Annotated in this window: 21 protein-coding genes; 17 read left to right on the top strand and 4 right to left on the bottom strand. The window is 42.2% G+C overall.

Annotated elements, in window-relative coordinates; translation table 11 throughout:
- Positions 1–199 precede the first annotated feature (199 nt).
- The 4 genes from bsh (at position 200) to mutY (ending at position 3,286) form a co-directional block, all read left to right on the top strand.
- On the top strand, positions 200–1,174 hold the full coding sequence (gene bsh / locus DXA07_RS09380) for a choloylglycine hydrolase (RefSeq protein ID WP_118484384.1): 975 nt from the start codon (positions 200–202) through the stop codon (positions 1,172–1,174).
- Positions 1,175–1,247: 73 nt separating this feature from the next.
- Positions 1,248–1,874 carry a metallophosphoesterase gene (locus tag DXA07_RS09385; RefSeq protein ID WP_118484386.1) on the top strand — a complete coding sequence of 209 codons (627 nt, stop codon included), beginning with the start codon at positions 1,248–1,250 and terminating at the stop codon, positions 1,872–1,874.
- A 6-nt stretch (positions 1,875–1,880) separates the two neighbouring features.
- The gene (locus DXA07_RS09390; protein ID WP_008399828.1) at positions 1,881–2,120 is read left to right on the top strand and encodes a hypothetical protein; all 240 of its coding nucleotides are present in this window, start codon (positions 1,881–1,883) and stop codon (positions 2,118–2,120) included.
- Positions 2,121–2,233: 113 nt separating this feature from the next.
- The gene (gene mutY / locus DXA07_RS09395) at positions 2,234–3,286 is read left to right on the top strand and encodes an A/G-specific adenine glycosylase (protein WP_243013925.1); all 1,053 of its coding nucleotides are present in this window, start codon (positions 2,234–2,236) and stop codon (positions 3,284–3,286) included.
- On the opposite strand, the gene DXA07_RS09400 is transcribed toward mutY, so the two are convergent.
- Positions 3,269–4,075, bottom strand: coding sequence for a LytTR family DNA-binding domain-containing protein (locus DXA07_RS09400; RefSeq protein ID WP_118484388.1), 807 nt, complete (start codon positions 4,073–4,075; stop codon positions 3,269–3,271). The genes mutY and DXA07_RS09400 overlap by 18 nt on opposite strands.
- 448 nt (positions 4,076–4,523) lie before the next feature.
- On the opposite strand from DXA07_RS09400, the gene DXA07_RS09405 reads away from it, so the two are divergent.
- The 3 genes from DXA07_RS09405 (at position 4,524) to DXA07_RS09415 (ending at position 6,850) form a co-directional block, all read left to right on the top strand.
- Positions 4,524–4,778: a heavy metal-associated domain-containing protein gene (locus DXA07_RS09405; RefSeq protein ID WP_021943313.1), complete on the top strand. Its 255-nt coding sequence runs from the start codon at positions 4,524–4,526 to the stop codon at positions 4,776–4,778.
- A gap of 363 nt (positions 4,779–5,141) precedes the next feature.
- Positions 5,142–5,312: a hypothetical protein gene (locus DXA07_RS09410; protein WP_021943314.1), complete on the top strand. Its 171-nt coding sequence runs from the start codon at positions 5,142–5,144 to the stop codon at positions 5,310–5,312.
- Positions 5,313–5,338: 26 nt separating this feature from the next.
- Complete coding sequence (locus DXA07_RS09415; protein WP_118484389.1) at positions 5,339–6,850, top strand: DUF975 family protein; 1,512 nt, start codon at positions 5,339–5,341, stop codon at positions 6,848–6,850.
- Between the two features lie 66 nt (positions 6,851–6,916).
- Here the strand turns inward: DXA07_RS09415 and DXA07_RS09420 are convergent, their stop codons facing one another.
- Positions 6,917–7,759 (bottom strand): AraC family transcriptional regulator, encoded by an 843-nt coding sequence (locus tag DXA07_RS09420; protein WP_118484391.1) that lies wholly within the window; start codon positions 7,757–7,759, stop codon positions 6,917–6,919.
- Between the two features lie 211 nt (positions 7,760–7,970).
- On the opposite strand from DXA07_RS09420, the gene DXA07_RS14125 reads away from it, so the two are divergent.
- The 7 genes from DXA07_RS14125 (at position 7,971) to gtfA (ending at position 15,832) form a co-directional block, all read left to right on the top strand.
- Positions 7,971–8,186 carry a hypothetical protein gene (locus DXA07_RS14125; protein WP_347475313.1) on the top strand — a complete coding sequence of 72 codons (216 nt, stop codon included), beginning with the start codon at positions 7,971–7,973 and terminating at the stop codon, positions 8,184–8,186.
- A gap of 2 nt (positions 8,187–8,188) precedes the next feature.
- The gene (locus tag DXA07_RS09425; protein WP_348980809.1) at positions 8,189–9,253 is read left to right on the top strand and encodes an extracellular solute-binding protein; all 1,065 of its coding nucleotides are present in this window, start codon (positions 8,189–8,191) and stop codon (positions 9,251–9,253) included.
- A gap of 53 nt (positions 9,254–9,306) precedes the next feature.
- Positions 9,307–10,164: a sugar ABC transporter permease gene (locus DXA07_RS09430; protein WP_347470664.1), complete on the top strand. Its 858-nt coding sequence runs from the start codon at positions 9,307–9,309 to the stop codon at positions 10,162–10,164.
- Complete coding sequence (locus DXA07_RS09435; RefSeq protein WP_181986464.1) at positions 10,161–11,045, top strand: carbohydrate ABC transporter permease; 885 nt, start codon at positions 10,161–10,163, stop codon at positions 11,043–11,045. Before DXA07_RS09430 ends, DXA07_RS09435 begins: the two co-directional genes overlap by 4 nt.
- Positions 11,046–11,060: 15 nt before the next feature.
- Positions 11,061–13,238: an alpha-galactosidase gene (locus DXA07_RS09440; RefSeq protein WP_118484392.1), complete on the top strand. Its 2,178-nt coding sequence runs from the start codon at positions 11,061–11,063 to the stop codon at positions 13,236–13,238.
- Positions 13,239–13,342: 104 nt separating this feature from the next.
- Positions 13,343–14,170 carry a zeta toxin family protein gene (locus DXA07_RS09445; RefSeq protein ID WP_118484394.1) on the top strand — a complete coding sequence of 276 codons (828 nt, stop codon included), beginning with the start codon at positions 13,343–13,345 and terminating at the stop codon, positions 14,168–14,170.
- Between the two features lie 24 nt (positions 14,171–14,194).
- Positions 14,195–15,832: a sucrose phosphorylase gene (gene gtfA / locus DXA07_RS09450; protein WP_118484396.1), complete on the top strand. Its 1,638-nt coding sequence runs from the start codon at positions 14,195–14,197 to the stop codon at positions 15,830–15,832.
- Between the two features lie 401 nt (positions 15,833–16,233).
- On the opposite strand, the gene DXA07_RS09455 is transcribed toward gtfA, so the two are convergent.
- Positions 16,234–16,692 carry a DUF2798 domain-containing protein gene (locus DXA07_RS09455; RefSeq protein ID WP_118484398.1) on the bottom strand — a complete coding sequence of 153 codons (459 nt, stop codon included), beginning with the start codon at positions 16,690–16,692 and terminating at the stop codon, positions 16,234–16,236.
- Between the two features lie 404 nt (positions 16,693–17,096).
- Between DXA07_RS09455 and DXA07_RS09460 the strand changes: the two genes are divergently transcribed.
- Complete coding sequence (locus DXA07_RS09460; protein ID WP_021943325.1) at positions 17,097–17,696, top strand: zinc-ribbon domain-containing protein; 600 nt, start codon at positions 17,097–17,099, stop codon at positions 17,694–17,696.
- 69 nt (positions 17,697–17,765) lie between these two features.
- On the opposite strand, the gene hcp is transcribed toward DXA07_RS09460, so the two are convergent.
- On the bottom strand, positions 17,766–19,550 hold the full coding sequence (hcp, locus tag DXA07_RS09465) for a hydroxylamine reductase (RefSeq protein ID WP_348980810.1): 1,785 nt from the start codon (positions 19,548–19,550) through the stop codon (positions 17,766–17,768).
- A gap of 460 nt (positions 19,551–20,010) precedes the next feature.
- Between hcp and DXA07_RS09470 the strand changes: the two genes are divergently transcribed.
- Entirely contained in the window at positions 20,011–20,784 is a 774-nt protein-coding gene (locus DXA07_RS09470) for an ABC transporter ATP-binding protein (protein WP_118484400.1), read from the top strand.
- Positions 20,774–22,861 carry an ABC transporter permease gene (locus DXA07_RS09475; RefSeq protein WP_117807127.1) on the top strand — a complete coding sequence of 696 codons (2,088 nt, stop codon included), beginning with the start codon at positions 20,774–20,776 and terminating at the stop codon, positions 22,859–22,861. Before DXA07_RS09470 ends, DXA07_RS09475 begins: the two co-directional genes overlap by 11 nt.
- Positions 22,862–22,898: the final 37 nt, after the last annotated feature.

Consider the following 22,898-nt stretch of genomic DNA (forward strand, 5'->3'; position numbering starts at 1 on the left):
TATTATAGTGAATAGCTGGTTATACGGAAATGCTTTTGCAAGAATGCCGCTTTTTATAATTCTTTCATAATTGAACTGTTGTTTTATGCGAATGCTAATAGTAACATGTGTAGTATATGAAAATAATAAGAATATAATTTTGAACCTGGTGAGTGCAAGATTGTAAAATTGAGAAAACAGGAAAGGATGATGGTTATAGATGTGTACAGCAGCGACGTATAAAACGAAGGATTTTTATTTTGGCAGAACATTAGATTATGAATTTTCTTATGGGGATGAGATTACGGTGACACCGAGAAAGTTCCCGTTTGAGTTTCGTCATATGGGAAAGAGGGATTCTCATTATGCGATCATTGGCATGGCGCATGTGGCAGGTGGATATCCGCTTTATTATGATGCGATCAATGAAAAGGGTGTCGGTATGGCGGGACTTAATTTTGTTGGAAATGCAGTTTATCAGGCAGTAGAAGCTGGTAGGGATAATGTTGCACAGTTTGAATTTATCCCGTGGATACTTGGACAGTGTGCGGATCTGGACGAGGTACGGGCATTGCTTGACCGGATGAATCTGGTCGGAACACCTTTCAGCGAACAGCTTCCATCGGCACAGTTACACTGGATCATAGTAGATCGGAATGCTGCGATCACAGTTGAGTGTATGGCGGATGGAATGCATATACATGAAAATCCGGTCGGAGTTCTCACGAACAATCCACCATTTGAGACACAGATGTTTTTATTGAATAATTATCAGGGCTTATCTCCGAAACAGCCGGAAAATACTTTCGCAGAGCAGCTGCAGTTACAGTCTTACAGCAGGGGCATGGGTGCACTTGGTTTGCCGGGAGATCTGTCGTCAGCGTCACGATTTGCAAAGGTCGCATTTACAAAAATGAATTCGAAATCCGGTGACAGCGAGGCGGAGAGTATCAGCCAGTTCTTCCATATTCTTGGATCGGTTGATCAGCAGCGTGGATGCTGTGAAGTGACAGATGGCAAGTATGAGATTACACTCTACACCTCCTGCTGTAATGCAGATAAAGGAATCTATTATTATACAACATACGAAAACCACCAGATCACAGGTGTGGATATGCACCATTGTGATCTGGACGGTTCCGAGCTTTTTAGGTATCCACTGGTTCAGGGAGAACAGATCCACTGGATGAATTGACACACCTATTTGGCAGAATGTAAAATGGTGGGAGAAAAAATGTTATAGAGGCATTGCGAGGTGAAAACACAAAATGAATTATTATATCAGTGATCTGCATTTCTGCTGTGCCAGCCAGCTCGCAGGCAGCGGAAGCGGATATGACGAAAGAGAATATAAGACACTGGAAGAAATGCATGCCGATATGCTTGCCAGATGGAACCGGAAGGTGACAAACGGAGATACGGTCTATATCCTCGGCGACATCAGTAAGAGGGGAAAAAGTGAAGAATTGATCGCATTAGTTGCGCAGTTAAAAGGACATAAGATCCTTGTGCATGGGAACCATGATGATCTGTCAGATTACAGGCTCCGGCAGTTATTTGAGGAGGTTTGTAATTACAAAGAGATTACAGACAACATTCGAGGAAATGCATATAAACTGGTGCTTTGTCATTATCCGATCCTGTTCTGGAATGGTCAGCATAGAGGGAATATCCTGTTGTATGGGCATACACACCGATCCCCGGAGGATGTGTTTTTTCAGGACTGCATAAAGCGGCTGAATGAACGCAAGGATCTTCATGAGGAAGACCAGGATTTTCTGGCGATCAATGTCGGGTGTATGCAACCGTATATGAATTATGAGCCACAGTCATTGAAGGAACTGTTAGAAGCAAGAGAAATCGAGATCCCGGAAAAAAAGAAAAAAGGAAGGTAATTTCAGATGAAAAGTACATTAATTAAAGACACAACAAAATCAGAACGAATTGCACTTGTAAAACAGTGGGAGGAAGAAGAAGGCTGTGAGAATTCCGGTATGAATTTGATGGAATATTTCAGAGATTACATTGATGGCAAGAAAGAAATTGCAGAAGTAAATGCTGCATTTCGCACAAATTATGTAGTAGAAACACCGGAGACAGAAGAAAAGCCTATGTGTGGCATGGGCGGAAGAAGATTTTAAGTATATAATTATTATTCTTATCAAAATGACCGGAACGGCAAAAAAATAAAAAATTGCCGCTCTGGTCATTGATAGAGATAAAATACAAAAACGCAACAGGATGGAATGAGTTTATGCAGAATGTATATAAGCAGATCGCGGACAATTTGATCGCATGGTATCCGGAGCATGCCAGAGATCTTCCATGGAGAAAAGATAAAGAACCGTATCATGTATGGTTGTCGGAGATCATGCTGCAGCAGACGAGAGTGGAAGCAGTAAAAGAATATTACAGAACGTTTTTGCAGGAGCTTCCGACGATCGAGGCGCTGGCAGAGGTAGATGATGACCGCCTGATGAAACTTTGGGAAGGACTTGGATATTATAACCGTGCAAGAAATCTGAAAAAGGCAGCAGGAGAAGTGGTGATAGAATGGCAGGGAAACTTCCCTGCAGAATACGATGAGATCCTGAGCCTGCCGGGAATCGGAGAATATACGGCGGGAGCAATCGGCTCGATCTGCTTTGATCTGCCAACTCCTGCGGTGGATGGAAATGTTCTCCGGGTATATACCAGAGTGATGGAAGATCCGTCAAATATCGACAAGCAGGCAGTAAAGAAGAAAATCCGGGAGGAACTTCTGCAGGTGTACCGGTATGGACATTGCGATATGCTGACACAGAGTCTGATGGAGGTTGGAGCAACAATCTGTCTGCCAAATGGTGCTCCAAAATGTGAGGTGTGTCCACTACAGGAATTGTGTAAAGCTCATAAGCATGATTCCTGGCAGCAGTATCCGGTTCGTGAAGCAAAGAAGAAACGGAAGGTGGAAGAAAAAGCGGTGCTGATGCTTCGGTATGAAGATAAGGTTGCGATACGGAAGCGGACAGAGAAAGGGTTGTTACATGGATTGTGGGAATTCCCGAATCTTCCTGGAAGCTACAGCACACAGGAGATCCTTTCGTATGTAACGTCAAAAAATCTCCACCCAAAAGAAATCTGGATGGAGACAACATATACACATATTTTTTCCCATGTAGAATGGCATATGAAAGCCTTTTATATGGAATGTATGGAACAGCAGGCGAAAGATCTTCGTTGGGTTACATTAGAAGAGCTGAAGCAGGAGATTGCGATTCCGTCAGCATTTGCACCGTTTAAAGATCTTTTAAATTCCGGTGTCTGATGACCGGGCGTTAATAAAATCCAGAAGCAGACGTTTTACCTGAGTATATTTCTTTTCCGGGATTGGGATTACAAAGCCATCGGACATTGTAAGTTTAAAACGTTCAATTGATGATGCGAAATCGGGATTGATCAAATAACTCTGGTGGCAACGCAGGAAATAATCCGGGAAGCGTTTTTCCAGAGAAAGCAGACTTTCTGTAATCTCGTAGGAATTGGAGGTTGTATGGATATTGGAGTGTCTGCCATGGGATTCTATGTACAGGATCTGATTCCGATTCAGAAAAAGCAGAGATTTATCTGTACCCTTAAACGACAAACGTTCCGAGCGGGATACGCCGGCAAGCGGCATTTCGCGGAATTTGGAATCGTAATGCACCGGATAGATGGTATCTCGTTCATCGTAAGAGATAGCATTTGAGATATGGCAGAGCCGAATCTGAGGAACTCCGTTGTTCATGATCCAGGACAGATGAATCCTCTGATTAACCCGATTCATGCTGTTATCAGGCCATATCGTATCAACCATAAAGAACATAATGATCTCAACTACCCGGTTGCTGGTCGTAGCAAGAGGAGTAATAACCAGATCATGAAGAACAAATTTTAATTCGTGCTGTTCAGACAGAAATGTGTTGACCAGTACTTTTTTTGTGCGAATCACCTGTTTTTCGGCAGGACCGATCCACAGAATATCTTCATGGCATGCATCGAGAAATGGCGTAATGTTGTTGTCATAATATTGTGTCAATATCTCGCCTGAAAGAGAAACAAAATCCTGAATTGTCATGGGGTGCTCCTTTCTTTTTTTCTATTTTAATCAGAACTATATAAAAATACAACCCGCAAATTGGACAGTGCGTGTATGTTTGATTCGATAAGAAGAGGTAAAAAAGATAAAAATAAATGAAATAAATGGCAAATACTATCCGTTTGGTTAGTGTACAAAAAGTGGTGCAGGGTGATATAATTTGACTATGATCGACAATAGATCAGTGCATTTGGGAATTTAGTATAAAGAAAAGAGCGTGAGACCGATGTGGGGATATCGGTGATGACCGGCAGATTAGGGACTGCCGGTTTTTCCTTTTTATACAGCATGATTTTTCAAAAGGTGATTTGTGAAGTAACATCCGATTAAGCGATAATTAATTCTCAATATAATAGAAACAGAATTGACATATACCTGCGGGGTATATATTAAATGCGACATAATGAATACGAAAGAAGGAATTGAGATGATAAAGACAACTTTAAAAATTGATGGAATGATGTGTGGTATGTGCGAAGCCCACATGAATGATGTAATCCGTAAGAATTTCAAGGTAAAAAAGGTAACTTCTTCTGCCAAGAGCGGGGAAACGGTGATCATCAGCGAGGACAATATCGATACTGAGGCTGCAAAGAAGGCAATCAAGGATATCGGTTATGAGATGCTTTCCGCAACCAGTGAGCCATATGAGAAAAAGGGCTTATTCCATTTTGGAAAGTAGCAAAAATATCGCAATCAAAATAAACTGTTTATAAGCAGTATAACATTAGACAGATACATCCACTCTGAAAATATCAATGCATTTTCTATTCGATACACATGTCTGATTCACAAATGCTCCTGTGTGAACTCGCCCTTTGGGCTCAGACATACACCCGCATTTGTTGACAATGTGTATCTTATAACGAAAAATGCATTGAATTCTTTTCCGGGTGGATATATTTGTCTAATGATTAAATGTATGCGTACAGGCAGTTTATTTTGATTGCGAAGTTTTTTGTAAATTTCAAATTGCATATAAAGATAGAATTTTGTCGAAAGAGATAGTATAATCAGGCTAACGCTTTTGATAGGAGATATGGAAATGTTAGTATGTGATTATATTGTAAAACAGATTGATGGAGAATATGCGCATCTGCAGAATCTGGATGGTTCCGAAGAAGATAAGCTGGTTGCAAGAGCCTTGCTGCCGAATGGAATCGCAGAGGGAACGAAGCTGCACTACGAGCTGTTACAGTATGAGATTATACAGTAAGCAGAGCTGGAGGAGAGCATAAGAATATGAACTGGAATCGAAAAGAACTGAGAAAAGGCGCGTGGAACACGGTGTTTAAGCGTGGAACGATGGCGTGGCTTGCACTGGTTGCAGTCTGCTTCATCTTTGCATTTTTAGGTGTCGATGAATTTGCACAGTCGACATTTGTAAATGGGATTGACAAGGCAATCGGACTGGATACTTCGCATGTAGCAAGTAACGTGGAAATCTTAAAAGACTATGCTGTAAATACACCGATTGTAAAGGATGTTCCGTTTATACATTCGGATTTTGTGATCGGACTGATCGATGTTGCTTCCAAGAGTCAGACATGGATCATTAAGCTGTTAGGCGCAAATGCCGCCTATCTGGAACGTAATACCGGAGAAGTGATCATTGCACTTCTGTTATCCGCATTTATTATGATGATCGTGCATTTCTTTATTCAGAGTGCAGCCATCGTTGGAAAGAATCGGTATGCGATGGAGTGCCGGTACAGTGATAAAGTATCAATCAACCGTATGTTTGCACCATTTCATTTTAAATATTTATTGAGATTGATCTGGACAATGTTCGTATATAAGGTGGTTCTGTTTTTATGGAATCTTACGATCGTCGGTGGTATATACAAATTCTATCAGTACCGGATGATCCCGTATCTGGTCGCAGAGAATCAGACACTTGGCTGGAAAGAGGCAAAAGCTTTATCCAAAGAAATGACAAATGGATACAAATGGAAGATGTTCGTAACAGATCTGTCATGTATTCCTGTTATGCTGTTAAAGCTTGTTCCGATTGCCGGTCTGTTAGTAGCAGTACCGTTTGATGTAGAGATCGACGTGGAGATGTATTTTCATCTTAGAAAGAGAATTGACAGTGAAGCATTTGTTGAGCGGGCATTTGACGGAGCACCATACTGTAAAGGTATAGAAACTGCTGTGCCGGTATATCTCTTGCAGGATGCAGCAGTAGAAGTACCAAAGGGAATCAAAGTCAAGAGTGAATACCGGCTGACGGATTTCATCTTTTTCTTCTTCTCATTCTGTTTTGTCGGCTGGGTGTGGGAGGTTATGCTCCACATCGTCAGAGATCATGAGCTCGTAAACCGTGGAACAATGTATGGACCGTGGCTTCCGATCTATGGTGTCGGGGGTGTCGTTATTATCTTCCTGTTAGACCGGTTTAAGGCAGATAAATTGAAATTATTCCTGATGTCTATGGGTATCTGTGGCGTGCTCGAATATATCGCAAGCTGGATCCTGGATTTCTTCTTTAATTCCCACTACTGGAATTATAAGAAATTCTTCCTGAATTTAAATGGAAGGATCTGTCTGGTCGGCTTACTTGCATTTGGCATCGGAAGTCTGTTCGGTGTCTATATCGCGGCGCCGAAGCTCAGCCGTTTTATGCATAAGAAGAATCGGAAAACACAGATCCTGATCTGCGCTGTCTTAAGCACAGCCTTTATCATCGACCTGATCTGTTGTGCGTTATTTGGCTTCAATGCCGGATCCGGCGTAGGTGGAACCTATAACTAAGGAAACGAAACCCCTCCGACAGATAAAACCACATACATATAATCATCTGCCGGAGGGGTTTCTATGTTAGTGATTCTGGTCCCGCCAGTTTTTGGGGGAGACACCATATATATTTTTAAAAGCTCTTGAGAAATGCAGTTGGTTTGGATAGCCGACTGCATTTCCTATATCTGCAATTGATAATTTAGTCATTTTCAGCAGCTCTGTTGCTTTGGACATCCGATAGTTTATCAGGAATTCCTGTGGCGTTTTGCCAATGGAATCATGAAATATCTTTCCCAGATAGCTGCGGTTGATGCCGCAACAGGCAGCTATATCTTCGATAGAGATGTCATAAGGAAAATTCTGCTCTACGAAGTTTATCGCTTCTTTTATATAGTAATCGCTCATTTTACCGGTTTTTATCATCTGGGTAGAGGCGGTGGAACGGGTGAGTGCATCCAGAAAAAGGTAGGAATGACCGATCAGGTGAAATGGCGGTTCGTTTGGGTGATTGGCAATATAGAGCATTTCGTTCATCATGATTTCCCGGTATTCCTTTGAGGTAGCATGATAGATGGGCTGGTCTTTTGAAAAACCGGCAATGTCCAGTGCTTCTTTTACCCGTAATCCATCAAATTCCAGCCAGGTATATTCCCATGGGTTTGTCTCATCTGCGATATAGGTGCTGATCTGTCCCGGATACAGAAGAAAGCCCTGTCCGCTTTTGATCGAATAATTTCTAGTCTCTCCTTTTTGGTCCTGTGCCATTAAAAGTCCGGTTCCGGAGATGACATAATGAAACAGATAGTGGGTTCTGGCAGCCGGACCGAACTGATGGGCCGGTGCACAGCGTTCCCATCCGTACTGGTATAGTCCAAGATCTATAAATTTCTCATTTGGAAATATAGAAAAAAGGTATTCATGCATAAAAAAACCTCCCAAAATTAGAACAAATACACAATATAAACTCTACTGTTTTCTACTATATACCAAAATGCTAGATGAATGCAATAGTGAGACAAAAATAATGCATTTTGGTATAAACTGGCGTTATTACGATATTTTAACAAGCATTATGATATGTTAGAATGAAAACAACTTAAAAAAGCATATTATAAAAGAAGGGAGAAATGTATTTATGCTAAAAGGGAAAAAACTATTATTTGTACTTACAATGATGACTGGTTTCTGCTTACTGGCGGGGTGTGGCAAGAATAATAAAGACGGAAAAACAGTGATCGAACTGGTACAGTACAAGCCGGAAGCAACCTCTTATTTTGAAGAAGTTGAGGAACGGTTTAATGCCAGTCATGATGATATTGAATTGAAGATCAGTCTCCGAACGATGCAATGACGGTGTTGAAGACCAGATTTGTTCGTGAAGATAATCCGGATATCATTGGTATTGGCGGTGACATCAATTATTCGAATTTTATTGATGCCGATATGTTGATGGATATTTCTGATTTTGATGGACTGGCAGATATAAAGGAAAATTATCTGACCATCTGTGAGAATCTGAAATTTATTCCAACAGAAGGAACATACAGTGTTCCATATGTGGCAAATGCTGCCGGTATCCTGTACAACCGGGATATGTTTGAGGAGCATGGATGGACGATCCCGGAAACATGGGATGAGCTTCTTGCATTATGTGATGAGATTAAAGCAGAAGGAATTCTTCCGTTTTATATGGGCTACAAGGATACATGGACCTGTCTTTCTCCATGGAACAGTGCAGTAGCTTCATTGACATCTTCGACCGTATGTAAGGATGTTAATAAGGGAGAAACGACATTTTCCGATCAGTATGTTCAGGTTGCGGAAGAAATGAAAACCCTGCTTCAGTATGGAGAAGCCAATCCGGTTGCATATTCTTATAATGATGCTTGTACAGCATTTGCAAAAGGTGAGTCAGCAATGTACATGATCGGAAGCTATGCTGTACCACAGATCCAGTCAGTAAATCCGGATATCAATATTGATTCATTTGTATTCCCGGCTTCTAACAATAAGGATGACATGGTTCTGACATCCGGTGTAGATCTTCAGTTCTGCGTGATGGAAGACTGTCCGAATAAGGAAGCAGCCTATGAAGTCCTCCGTTTCCTGTTAGAGGATGAAAATGTACAGGACTATATAGACAATCAGAACGCAGTACCTTGTAAGAAAGGTGATTTCAAGCTTGCATCTATGTTAGACGGTATGCGGGAATATCTGAACAACGGAATCGTGACTGATTATCAGGATCATTTTTATCCATCTGAGATGGCAGTAGATGCATTGATTCAGACCTACCTGTTAGATGGAGATACAGAAGCGTTTTTGAAGAAATTTGATACGGAATGGAAACGGTACAATCGTGACCTGATCACAAAGGTTCGCAAATATGAGCAGGAGCATTCCGGAGAGGAGGAATAGAAATGGATACAAAAAAGACAGAAGATATGAAGTTTGTTAAAAAGAAAAAGAAAATGTCCGGGAAATCCAGAACATTTATGTTGATCACAATTCCTATCGTAGCATTGTTCTTTACATTCAACACATTGCCTTTGATTCAGGGTGCGATTTACAGCTTTACCAATTTCCGTGGGTATGGCAGCTATGAGTGGGTTGGTTTTCGAAACTATATTGATCTTTTTCATGATGCCAGAGTTGGTTCATCCTATCTGTTTACATTTAAGCTGGCTATAGTAACGACGATCATCGTAAATGTTGTCAGCCTGATCCTTGCGATGGCATTAAACAGCAAGATACGTTTTAAGAGCGGTCTGCGTGGACTGTATTTCCTGCCAAATATCTTAGGCGGTCTGGTTGTTGGTTATATTTTTAACTATTTCTTTACTTATATTCTGCCACAGATTGCAATCATGCTTGGTTTTGAGGGAAACAGTATGCTGGCAAGTTCTAAAACGGCCTGGCTTGCAATCGCAGTAGTATGTGCATGGCAGTCGATCGCGATGAATACGATCATTTATATATCCGGTCTTCAGACAGTTCCGGAAGATGTATACGAAGCAGGATCTTTAGATGGTGCAACCGGATTTGCAAAATTCCGTTATCTGACATTCCCACTGATCCTTCCGTTTTTTACAATTAATGTAGTCCTTTGCATGAAGAACTTCCTGATGGTATTTGACCAGATCATGTCGTTGACAAAGGGTGGTCCTGCGCAGAGCACAGAATCCATTTCCTACCTGATCTACAACAATGGTATGAGTGGCGGACAGTTTGGATTCCAGAGTGCAAATGCAGTCGTGTTCTTTATAGTAATCGTTGTGATATCTGTATTACAGATGCGTTTCCTGGGTAAGAAGGAGGAACAGTTATGAAAAAATCGCAGAGACAGATCAGAAAAGAATATAAAGAAAAGGGGATTAAGACAGGAAAAGAACGATATAATATCGGGGTTACGATTCTGTTGATCCTTGGTCTTGTAACCATCCTGTTCCCATTATATATGACGGTTATGATCGCATTTAAGCAGCCATCTGAGATGACAAATGATATCCATGGAATCTTATCCCTTCCGCAGCACTGGAGTCTGAGTAATTTTAAGGAAGCTATGGAGGTAACAGATTTCTGGCATTCTCTCGGTAACAGTTTATTTATCACACTGGCAACTATCGCATTATCGATCGTAATACATTCCCTGATTGGTTATGTACTTGGACGAAGCAAGAAAAAGAATCGGATCTATAATGGAATTTATCTTTATCTTGTCAGTGGTATGTTCGTGCCATTTGCTATTTTGATGATGCCGCTTGTAAAACAGACAGCAAAAATGGGATTGGCAAATATGATTGGTGTGGTATTACTTTATACAGTATTTTATCTTCCGATGAACACAATGTTATATGCAGGATATCTGAATAATCTTCCGCTTGAACTGGAAGAGGCAGCTTGTGTTGACGGAGCCACTACATGGACGACTTACTGGAAGATCATCTTCCCGAATATGAAACCAATGCATGCAACGGTTGCGATCCTTACAGCCCTTGGCACATGGAATGACGTTATGACACCGCTTGTAATTATGTCCGGTGATCAGAATACACTTCCGCTTGCGCAGCTGAATTTCCAGACTCAGTTTGGAACAAATTACAATCTGGCTTTTGCATCTTATCTGTTAGCGTTACTTCCGATTCTGATCTTCTATATTATTTGTCAGAAACATATCATATCAGGTGTGGCAAACGGAGCAGTAAAATAAAAGGAGACTTAATTTATGGCTATTATATATAACAAAGAGAAAAGAATATTTTCTCTCCATACGGAACATACAACTTATCAGATGATGGCCGATACACATGATTATTTGCTTCATCTGTATTACGGAAAACGCTTGGATTCGGAAATGGATTATATACTGACTTACTATGATCGAGGTTTTTCAGGAAATCCATATGATCTTGGAAACGATCGTACTTATTCCCTGGATGCACTTCCTCAGGAATTCCCTGTTCTTGGAACCGGTGATTACAGAACAACGGCAGGAAAGATCCGTGAAGCAAATGGCTGTATGGCACTTGATCTTCGCTATACAGGATATCAGATTCAGGATGGTAAGTATGATCTTCCGGGACTTCCGGCAGCACATTCTGAAGCTGCACAGACTCTGTGCATATATCTGAAGGACGAAAGAGTCGGTGTAGAGGTAACATTATTATATGGCGTATTACCTGACTGCGATGTAATAACCAGAAGTGTAAAAGTTACAAATGTCGGAAAGAATGAAATCTATCTGGAGAAGCTTTCCAGCACATGTCTTGATCTTTTGTATGGAGATTATGATGTACTGACATTTTATGGACGGCATGCAATGGAACGGAATATGCAGCGAACACCGGTAACACATGGCAGACAGGTGATCGGAAGTAATCGTGGTACGTCCGGACATCAGTATAATCCATATATGATCCTTGCAGAACATGGCACAACAGAGACCGCCGGAGCCTGTTATGGTGTATCACTGGTGTACAGTGGAAGCTTTGAAGGAAGCGTAGAATTAGATCAGTTTGATCAGATCCGTCTGGTTATGGGTCTTCAGGAGGATTTCTTTTCCTATCAATTAAAGCCGGAGCAGACATTTTATGCCCCGGAAGCAGTTCTGTCATATTCAGCGTATGGAATGGAACAGCTATCCAATCAGATGCATCATTTGGTGAGAGAGCATATCTGTCGCGGGAAATATAAAGATCAGATCCGTCCGGTTCTTGTAAATAGCTGGGAAGCCTGTTATTTTGATTTTAATGGTGAAGCGATCGTTAATCTTGCGGAGCAGGCTGCAGCACTTGGTGTGGAGCTTCTGGTCATGGATGATGGCTGGTTTGGCACAAGAGATGATGATAATTCATCCCTTGGTGACTGGATTGTAAATGAAGATAAACTGGGCTGTTCTCTTACGGAGCTGACAAAACGGGTTCATGACAAAGGTGTTCAGTTTGGTATCTGGATAGAACCGGAGATGGTTTCAGAAAACAGTGATCTTTACAGAAAACATCCGGAGTGGGCAATTCAGGTTCCCGGTAAACATCCGGTACATGGCAGAAATCAGCTTGTACTTGATTTTGCAAATCCAGAGGTGGTGGATCATATCTATGAACAGATTGCAGCTGTCCTCAGGCAGGGCGATATCAATTATGTGAAATGGGATATGAATCGAAGCTTATGTGATATATATTCCGACAGTATGGTATGGCAGGGAAATGTAATGTATGACTATATGCTTGGTGTATATGACCTGCTGGAACGCCTGACGCAGGCATTTCCGGATATGTTATGGGAAGGCTGCTCCGGCGGTGGCGGAAGGTTTGATATGGGTATGCTGTATTATACACCACAGATATGGTGCAGTGATAATACAGATGCAGTTGATCGTATCCGTATCCAGTATGGTACATCGTTTGCTTATCCTTTATCAACGATGGGAGCCCACGTATCTGCGGTGCCGAATCATCAGACCGGCAGAGTGACGGACATGAAGACCAGAGGTGTGGTTGCCATGACAGGAGCATTCGGATATGAACTGGATCTTGGAAAGTTATCTGAGGAAGATAAGACGGCAGTCCGTGAACAGATCAAAACCTATCATGAAGCAGCACCGGTTATTTTAAAAGGGGATTATTACAGATTAAGTAATCCGTTTGAGGCGGAATATGGAGCATGGATGTCTGTCGATGAAGAAAAAAAACATGCAGTTGTAGGTGCAGTTTTATTAAATACACATGGTAATCATCCTGTATTTTATATTCGATTGAGAGGGCTTGCGCCGGAACGTTCCTATCGGGATAAGAAAACAGGTACTGTTTATTCAGGAGCTGCTTTGATGGAGCTCGGTATGCCGTTTACGGTAGTATCCGGTAATTATCCAAGCTATCAGATCCTGCTTGATGCAGTAGAATAAGAATAAATAGGACTCCCCGATTTCTGTTTGCAGAGATCGGGGAGTTTGGCAAAAACAATAGAATAAAAGATATATAAGATGATCAGAAATGAGGTGACGGACAGATGGATACGAAAGAAATTACAGTATTGGATCTGGCACAGGAACAGATCAGAAACGCAGAACGATTATTTCCGTTGATCCGGAAAAAAACAGAGGAAAGAAAAGAGAAAAAAACAGTCATATCGGTATCCGGAGGTTCTGGTGTTGGTAAGACCGGAATGGCTTTCTTACTTCAAAATATGTTTGAAAAACAGGGAAAGAAATCACTTATTATAAGCGGGGACAATTATCCGCATCGGATTCCCATGTATAATGATGCAGAACGAATTGCGAGATTTCGTATGTCCGGGTTAAATGGACTTATAACTGAAAGGCTATATACAGATGAAGTAAAAGAAAAACTATTAGAGCTTCAAAAAGCCGGAAGGGATGCAGAAGAACAGGAGGACATGCAGTGGTTATCCATATATCAGAAGTATGGAGACAAGGCTCTTACAGACTATCTGGGTACGGATCAGGAACTGGATTATGAAGCTATATCGAATCTTCTCATGCAGTTTCATGGAGAAACCTCACAACTGCTGCTACGTCATATGGGAAGAACCCCGGATGATATCTGGTATGATCGCAGGGATGTATCAGATACAGATATTCTGATTCTTGAATGGACACATGGAAACAGTGCATACCTGCAGGGGGTAGATGTATCTGTTGTATTGATCAGTACGCCGGAAGAAACACTTGAAAACCGAAAGAAGAGGAATCGTGACACTGCCATTGACAGTCCATTTGTAGCCAGAGTATTAAGAATTGAGCAGAAAAAGATTAATGATGGACTGGATAGGGCAGATATCATTCAGGATATGCATGGCAGGATTTATACGGAATAGTAAGTGAACAGGAGGTTATAGAATATGAGGAAAACAGAGATAGAAGAAACCAATATGACAGATATAAATAAAATTGAAAATGGTCCAATGCTGAATCTGTATCCGGACAGTCTTGGCGGAGATCTGGAAGCTGTTGCGGATTTATTTGAAAGAGATGGATTTGCAGATGCATTTTCCTCAATGTATATACTACCGAGTATTTACCATTCTGATCTGGATCGTGGTTTTTCTGTAATCGACTATGATCTTGAGGAGACATTTCATTCTGAAAAGGCACTATTACGGTTGGGTAGACAGAATATAGATCTGAAGCTGGATTTTGTGTTAAACCATGCGTCTGTACAGTCGCCACAGTTTCAGGATCTGTTGGAGAATGGAAGTCGATCGGAATATCGTGACTTTTTTATTAACTGGAATACATTCTGGGAAAACTGTGGAGAAATGACAGAAGACGGCTATATACAACCGGAACAGAAGTATCTGGATCCGATGTTCTTCCGCAAACCGGGATTACCTCTGTTGATGGTGGAAATGGCAGATGGCAGTCGGATTCCATACTGGAATACGTTTTATCAGGAGATTCGGGATACTGAGGATTATCATACCAGATATTTGGGACAAATGGATCTCAATATTAAATCAGAAAAGGTCTGGGACTTTTACCGTGAAACCATAAAAAAACTGGCAGGTTACGGAGCAAAGATAATCCGTCTGGATGCATTTGCATATGCCCCAAAAGCACCGGGACGCGCCAATTTCTTAAATGAACCGGAGACATGGGAATTCCTTGAACAGATCCATAAGCTTGCAAAACCATATGGAATCCGCCTTCTTCCGGAGATTCATGCCGGATATAAAGAGAAAAAGTATAAGATGATAGCAGAGAAGGGATATCTGACATATGACTTTTTCCTTCCGGGATTGATCCTGGATGCTCTTTACAGAGGCGATGGCTCTTACCTGGAGCAGTGGGCAAAGGAACAGATAAAAGAGAATATTCATACTGTGAATATGCTTGGATGCCATGATGGAATACCGGTACTTGATCTTGCCGGATTGTTACCGGACGACAGGATTGAGGATCTGATCCGGCTGCTTGTGGATCGTGGTGGTTTTGTAAAGGATCTTCACGGTAATAAAAAGATGTATTATCAGGTAAATACGACATATTATAATGCACTTGGCGAAAATGAACAGGCATTGTTATTAGCCAGAGCATTACAGATATTTATGCCCGGAAAACCTCAGGTCTGGTATCTGGATCTGTTTGCCGGATCTAATGATTATGAGGCAGTGAAGCGTGCGGGTGCAGGTGGACATAAAGAGATCAACCGGACAAATCTTTCACAAAAAGATATAGAGTCAGGACTTGAAAAGGAGGTTGTAAAAAAGCAGCTTGAAATGTTGAAATTCCGGAAAGAATTTCCGGCATTTGGATTTGATGCGGAAATGACAATCCGTACAAAGCCTGCAGCGCAGATCTCTGCTCAGGCAGAAAATGCTTTGCATTTTGCAGAACTACCGGCGGACCAGATGTATAACCGTATTTATATCACCTGGAAAAAGGACGGTTATCTTGCCCGTCTGTCCGCAGACCTTAAAGCCCATACCTACCGGATTCAGGCTCTTGATCCATCCGGTAACCTGGTCTGGCAGTCGTAATGTGTAAATCCCCTCCGACAGGCACCCGTATTTACTGGCAATATGCAGCTCACAACGAAATCTTCGCAAATGTCATAGTTAGAAAACGTCTGATGACCATATAAGAAATACAGGTAAAACGTTACGCATATAACCATCTGTCGGAGGGGATTTTCTAATTTCATAATATAAATAATGGATTCGGGTGATCCGGGCAGACTGGCACTTCCTACATATGATATTAGCGTGTTTTCGTTATGAGGTTTGCACTAGCTATCAGCATCAAGCCCATGTTTGAGTCCGTAAGGACGAGTTTGGGCGACTGCTGATGAATAAGCGTGCGAACCGAATAGAAAATAAAGCGGATCATATGTAGGAAGTGCCAGCCTGCCGGATCACTCGAATTCATTGTTTATGCAGACTTATTTCTCTGGAAAAAGCTTGTGGAAGATCAGACGGATAAATGGACCGCAGTAAAAAAGCTGCCAGAAGAAAGCTACCGGGAAGTTTAAGAAGGTGGTCTGGAGCCACACGGCTGCAAACTGACGACCGGCATGCTTGAATAAAATAGTGGCAACAAGGCTCATGCAAGGACACATAATGCAGATGATCATGGTAGAAATTGCAAGCGTGATGATGATCGGGCGGTCATCCGGCTTCACGAAGCGGAATGCAAGAGCATGTGCAGCCTTATCTACAAACAGGAATTCAAGTAAAAAGGCAACCGGCCACATGATGATAAGCTCATGAAAGGCGGCTAAGAAAACGGAGTTTGACATTCCACCCGTGTTTAGGGAAATGTTGTAGCAGATCATGGCATAGACCATAAGAAAAGACATCATTAATGTGAAAACAATGTTTTGAAATAAAGTTTTTGGCATAAAATAAATCTCCTTTTTGATAAATAATCTGAATAAATGCAGAACCAAAACTGCAAATATCTTAAAAATAAGCACAAAAAAGACACATGTGTTGTTCGTTATCAAGTGATATGCTCATCCGTCGGCAAACGAGGTGAAATATCAGGAGCACACTTGTGTCGTTTCCAATTTTATACCAAAGCTTTTTCTTCAATTTTTACAACGCCGGTCATTATACTAAGCTTTTAGTAAAAATGCAAGTGAAAATTTCATATTCAAACTTATAAAATTTCATATGCAGGTATAAAGAATATCATAGGTGAAAACAGATAATTGTATACGCAATAATACATGGATTTGTTTGACTTATAAATGGGTAGATGCTAGTATCATAGTTATGATCATTATGTGGGAGGCAGATGGATATGAACAGTGCACAGAAGATATGTATGATTGTCGGAGTGGGTTTTGCAGGAATAGGGCTTTTTATGACATTGATCTTTTTATTTGCATTTGGTAAGCCCGGGGCATTTATATTAATTCCATTAATGTTTGTGGTACTTGGATTATGTTTTATCGTGACGATCCTTGTTATGCTCCATAACAAGAAAATGATCCGTGTACATGGTGAAAAGTATACAGCGAAGATTTATGGTTATGTAAAAAATACATCTTATATGGTAAATGGCAGATTTCCTTTAAATGTAAAGGTGCATTATTTTGATAATTATGGTATTGAGCGGGAAGTGATCCTGCCGACTTCGATCAGTGGAGGAGCGGATTCCATGTTCCCGATCGGAATGACGATCGATATCTATGAATACAATGGTAAGTACAGTTATGATCCTGCTTCTGTCCGTGGAGAACGGCTCAGAAGAGAAGAAGAGCTGATGGACAACAAGCCGATCGATCCGGAACAGCTTCACCTGATCGCAGTCCGATGTTCGAACTGCGGTGCTTCTTATAAGGCAGCAACCGGATATGCCAGCCGCTGCCCTTATTGTGGTGGTTACCAGAATGTGTGATAAAGCACTGATGTTTGCCGGAACGTGTGATGAAGCTGTTGCCGGAATGCGATGATGCCGGCTGACTATTTAGCCACGCCCGAGGATCGCATCCATATCCTGCTCAGGAGCCGTGATCGGCTGCAGGTTGTAGGTGTCAACCAGAAAACGGACAACGGTCTCTGTCATGAATGCCGGAAGGGTTGGGCCGAGATAGATGTTTTTGACACCGAGGGCAAGCAGGGTTAAAAGGATGCAGACAGCCTTCTGTTCATACCATGAAAGAACGAGAGTCAGAGGAAGCTCGTTGATATCACAGTTAAAAGCTTCTGCCAGTGCAAGGGCAACTTTGATCGCACTGTAAGAATCATTACACTGTCCCATATCTAAGATCCTTGGAATTCCATCGATCTCACCCAGGTCGAGATCATTGAATCGGTATTTGCCACAGGCAAGTGTCAGAACGAGAGAATCCATAGGAGTCTGTTTTACAAATTCCGTATAATAATTTCTGCCCGGATGGGCACCGTCACAGCCGCCAACTAAGAAGATGTGTTTGATATCACCATTCTTGATGGCGGCTGTAAGTTTATCTGCATGGGAGAGGACTGCGCCATGTGCAAATCCTGTTGTCAGGATATGTCCGCCATTGATACCGCTCATGCTGTGATCGTGTTCATAGCCGCCCAGCTTTAGGGCATGCTTGATGATCGGAGTAAAATCCTTCTTGCCATCCTTTGTTCCCTCGATATGCACCATTCCTTCATAGCCGACAACAGAGGTAGTGTAGATGCGATCCTCATAGCTTGGGCGTGGGGGCATCAGGCAGTTGGTTGTAAAGAGGACGGGCGCAGGAATATTTTCAAATTCCGTCTGCTGGCTCTGCCATGCAGTTCCGAAGTTGCCGGCAAGGTGCTTATAGGCGGCTAATTTTGGATAGCCATGAGCCGGAAGCATTTCGCAATGTGTATAGACATTGATCCCGGTTCCTTCGGCCTGTTTTAAGAGCAGATCCAGATCGCGGAGATCATGACCGGATACAACAATGAAAGGCCCCTTGCGGATATCGGTGTGAACCTTAGTCGGCGTTGGTGTGCCGAAGGATTCGGTATTTGCCTTATCGAGCAGTTCCATGCACTGATAGTTCACTTTTCCAAATTCCATAATAAGCTCGATCCATTCTTCTACCGAGTGTTCGCGGTTCACTTCACACAAGCCCTTATAGAACCAGGTTGTTACATTATCATTTTGATAGCCGAGATTCATTGCATGATGCGCATACGCAGCCATTCCCTTTAAGCCGAACAATAACGTGGAGCGGAGTGACACGATATCGTCCGTACCATCCCACAGGCTGATTACCGGGATATCATGTGGAGCTTTCAATCCACAGGTCGGAGGATTGATATTTGCTGTTGATGAATTCATATTTGTATCTGAGAAATTTATATTTGCAATTGATGAATTCATATTTGTAGTCGGGAAGTTCTTATATGCGATATCTGATATGCTACATATGTCTGTAGGCATACAGCGCATGATATCCTTCTGGTTTTTCTGCACTTCTTTGATGTAATCTTTGATTGCTTTATCATCAAAATTTACATTTGTAAGTGTCGTAAATAAGCCGTCGATCAGCAGGCGGTCAGCGGATTTTCGGGTGTTCAGGTATCGGGACAGAAGTTTGGGATCTGTCTCTTTTTTCTGTTGCAAGGATTTTTTTGTAAGCTCGGCTGCTTCGGCAAGTCGTATCAGTTCACAGATCAATTCGTCCTGCAGATTGGATGTCGAGGGCTGCTTACCGCAGACTCCGGTATTTACACAGGCTTTATTGCCAGCTGTCTGCTGGCACTGAAAACAAAACATATTTGACATGGGATAACCTCCTGATGGAATTTTACTGATAATTGCGGAAGGGCATATATACTGTGCTGGTAAGGCATGCTGTTCATGTATATGCACTGTATTAATACTGCAATTATCTTTTTAAACATATATATTATTGTCGTGTATTTCTGGAATTATACAGGCGAAACCTTTCATTCAGTGTAAGTGTTATTTGAGGAAGATATCTGATAGTATAAATACTGTCAGATATGGTGGGTATGAAATAAGAAATAAATTATGATACCCCCAGGAGCTGGGCAGCAGCGGGTATGAGAGCGAAAAAAAGAATGTGATACCCGCAGAAGCAAAATGGCGAGGGTATGAGAGTGCGAAGGAAACCATGATACCCCCAGAAGTCGGGCGGCAGCGGGTATGAGAGAGCGAAGGAAACCATGATACCCCAAGAAGTCAGACAACAGCAATTAAGAAAGTACAAGGAGGCGGCAGCATGGATGCATTATTAGAGATAGAAAATCTGAAAAAATATTATGGCAAGGAACCGAACCAGACAAAGGCACTGAACGGAATCACATTTCAGGTGATGCCGGGCGAGTTTTTGGGAATTATGGGTAGCAGTGGTTCCGGTAAATCAACGTTATTAAACTGTATCGCAACAGTGATCCAGCCGGACAGCGGTAAGATCCGGATGAAGGGTACAGAGATCCAGAGGTTGAAGGGCAAGAAGCTGGCAGGATACCGTGGCAAGGAGATCGGATACCTGTTCCAGAATTTTGAACTGCTGGATAATCTGACCGGACGTGAGAACATCATGGTTCCATTGTCGATTCATAACATATCGGAGGCAGAGGGCGGAAAACGTCTGGAGCAGTTAGCGAAATATCTGGAGATCACCGAGGTACTAGATAAGTTCCCATCGCAGATGTCAGGCGGACAGAAGCAGAGACTGGCAGCAGCCAGAGCGCTGATCCTGAATCCGGGTATCATTCTGGCAGATGAACCAACCGGAGCACTTGATTCCAGAAATGCCAAAGCCTTAATGGAGAAATTAGCCGGTCTGAACCGGGATGAGAAGGCAACTGTTTTGATGGTAACGCACGATTCCAATGCAGCAAGCTATTGCAAGCGTATCCTGTTCATTCAGGATGGCGTGATCTTCCATGAATTAAGACGGGATCTGCTCGCAGAGACACAGCAACAGTTCTATGAAAGAATCCTGCAGGTCATGGCACAGTTGGGAGGGGGCAGCGCAAATGTTCTTTAAACTGATCCGAAAAAACAGTAAACGAAACAGAAAAGAAAACGGTTTATTTTTCTCCTCGTTAGTAATATCCATCGTGGCATTCTATATTATCCTGTCACTTTCTTCACAGGATGTTATGGTATTCCTTAAGAAAATGGAGAGTGATGCGGTAGATCGTCTGTTCCAGATCATACCTGCATTTTTTGTAATGACACTGGTGATCTTATTCTTCCTGATCTACTATGCAAGCAAATTCCAACTGGAACGAAGAAAACACGAATTTGGCGTCTACCTGATGATGGGAATGAGGAGAAGCAAGCTATTCGGGATGCTTCTTGCAGAAGATATAGGAAGCAGTCTGGCAGCACTTGTAACAGGACTTCCGATCGCCATTTTATTATCCGAACTGATCAGTCTGATCACAGCCAAATGTGTAGGACTTGGGATCGTCGGTCATCAGGTAACATTCTCCATTCAGGCAATCATAATAACGGCTGTTGGATTTCTGGTGATCAAGCTGGTTGCATTCCTGATCTTAAGCGGGAAGATCGCAGGACAGGAGATCGGTGCATTATTAGTTGATACACCGGAGGGAACCAAGAAGCAGTTCCCGGCTGGCGTCTATGCGGTAAGTTTCGTTCTCGGTATTATCTGTCTGGCTGTGGCATACAGCATGGCGATTGGAGGAAGATCATGGACGACACTTCGTAAGATGTCTGAGACAATATTGATCGGTTTTGTTGGTATGCTGCTCTTATTCTATGGCATGCGGTTTTTTATCGACCGTCTGGCAAAACACAGCCATGGGGGAGCTGCCCTTCGGGTATTTAACTTCCGTCAGGTGCAGGAAAATGTCATAAGAAAATCCAGTACCTTATCGATCAGTTCTATTCTGATCCTTGCAGCTCTCTGCTGTTTTGGAGCAGGAATCGTGATCGCATTTTCCTATGGAAATGAAAAGGGAAATATCCATATCATGGATTATACATTTGAAAATTACGAAGAAGATCAGAAACAGGGTGTGGAAAATGTAAAAAAGCTTCTGACAGACAACGGACTGGAACAGGATTTTTCCGATCTGTTTGAGGTGCGGGTCGGTCATCTTATTCCGGGTGCAAATGATGATTATGATGTATTTGATCTGTCATCCGTTATGAGCCGGGTAGAACAACTGCCGGATTCAGAGGATAAAGATATTCTGCTTAACAATCTGGAATATGTGTCATATCCATATCTGATCTCTTTGAGCGGATATAATCATGTACTCGAACTTGCAGGGAAAGAACCTCTTGCATTGTCAGACGATGAGGCGGCAGTATTTAAAAGTCTGGAATTTACATCGGATAGTATGAATCAGAATATAAATGATATTCTGGCAGACCGCCCGGAGGTGGCATATCTGGATCATAAGATGTATCTGACCGGTAAGATACAGAACACACCGCTTATTACCGACCGGGCAATTACATTATCCTTTGCCCTGATCGTGCCGGATGAAATATTTGACAAATATACATGGGACAGCACGATCTATCTGAATGGTGTGCTGGATCAGTCAAAGGTCAAGGGAGATAACCTGCTTCAGTCGGTCATGCAGATGAATGATAAACTTGCGCAGATCGATTTTGCAGCAAAAAATATTGAATATGAAAGTTATCTGAAAAATATGGGACGCCGGATGTTCTATATCGTAGCAGCAAGTTATATCACGATCTATCTGGCGATCATTTTCCTGATCATTGCAAATACCGTGATCGGGGTACAATTCCTGATGGGGCAGCAGAAATCCGGCCGCAGATATAAGACACTGATCCGGCTTGGAGCAACCTATGAATTGCTCTGCCGTTCCGCAAGAAAGCAGATCAACTGGTACTTTGGTATGCCGGTTGTCGTTGCAGGCATCAGCAGTATCTTTGGTGTGCGTGCCGTTCTTACATTGGTTTCCGGTATGATCTCAAATAGTATCGGAGATGCCATGCTGCTTGCTGCGGCTATGATTTTGCTGCTCTGTGTGGTAGAATGCATTTATATGGCATTTGTAAAACGGTCAAGCAACCGGTATCTTCTGACACTGATGGTACCGGAACGTGAGGAGTAGATTCAGAGCAGATGAAGATCAATGGCGATGGCGTGAA

Origin of the sequence: Clostridium sp. AM54-37XD (assembly GCF_003478225.1) — a bacterium.
In the GTDB taxonomy this organism is placed as follows: domain Bacteria; phylum Bacillota; class Clostridia; order Lachnospirales; family Lachnospiraceae; genus Coprococcus; species Coprococcus ammoniilyticus.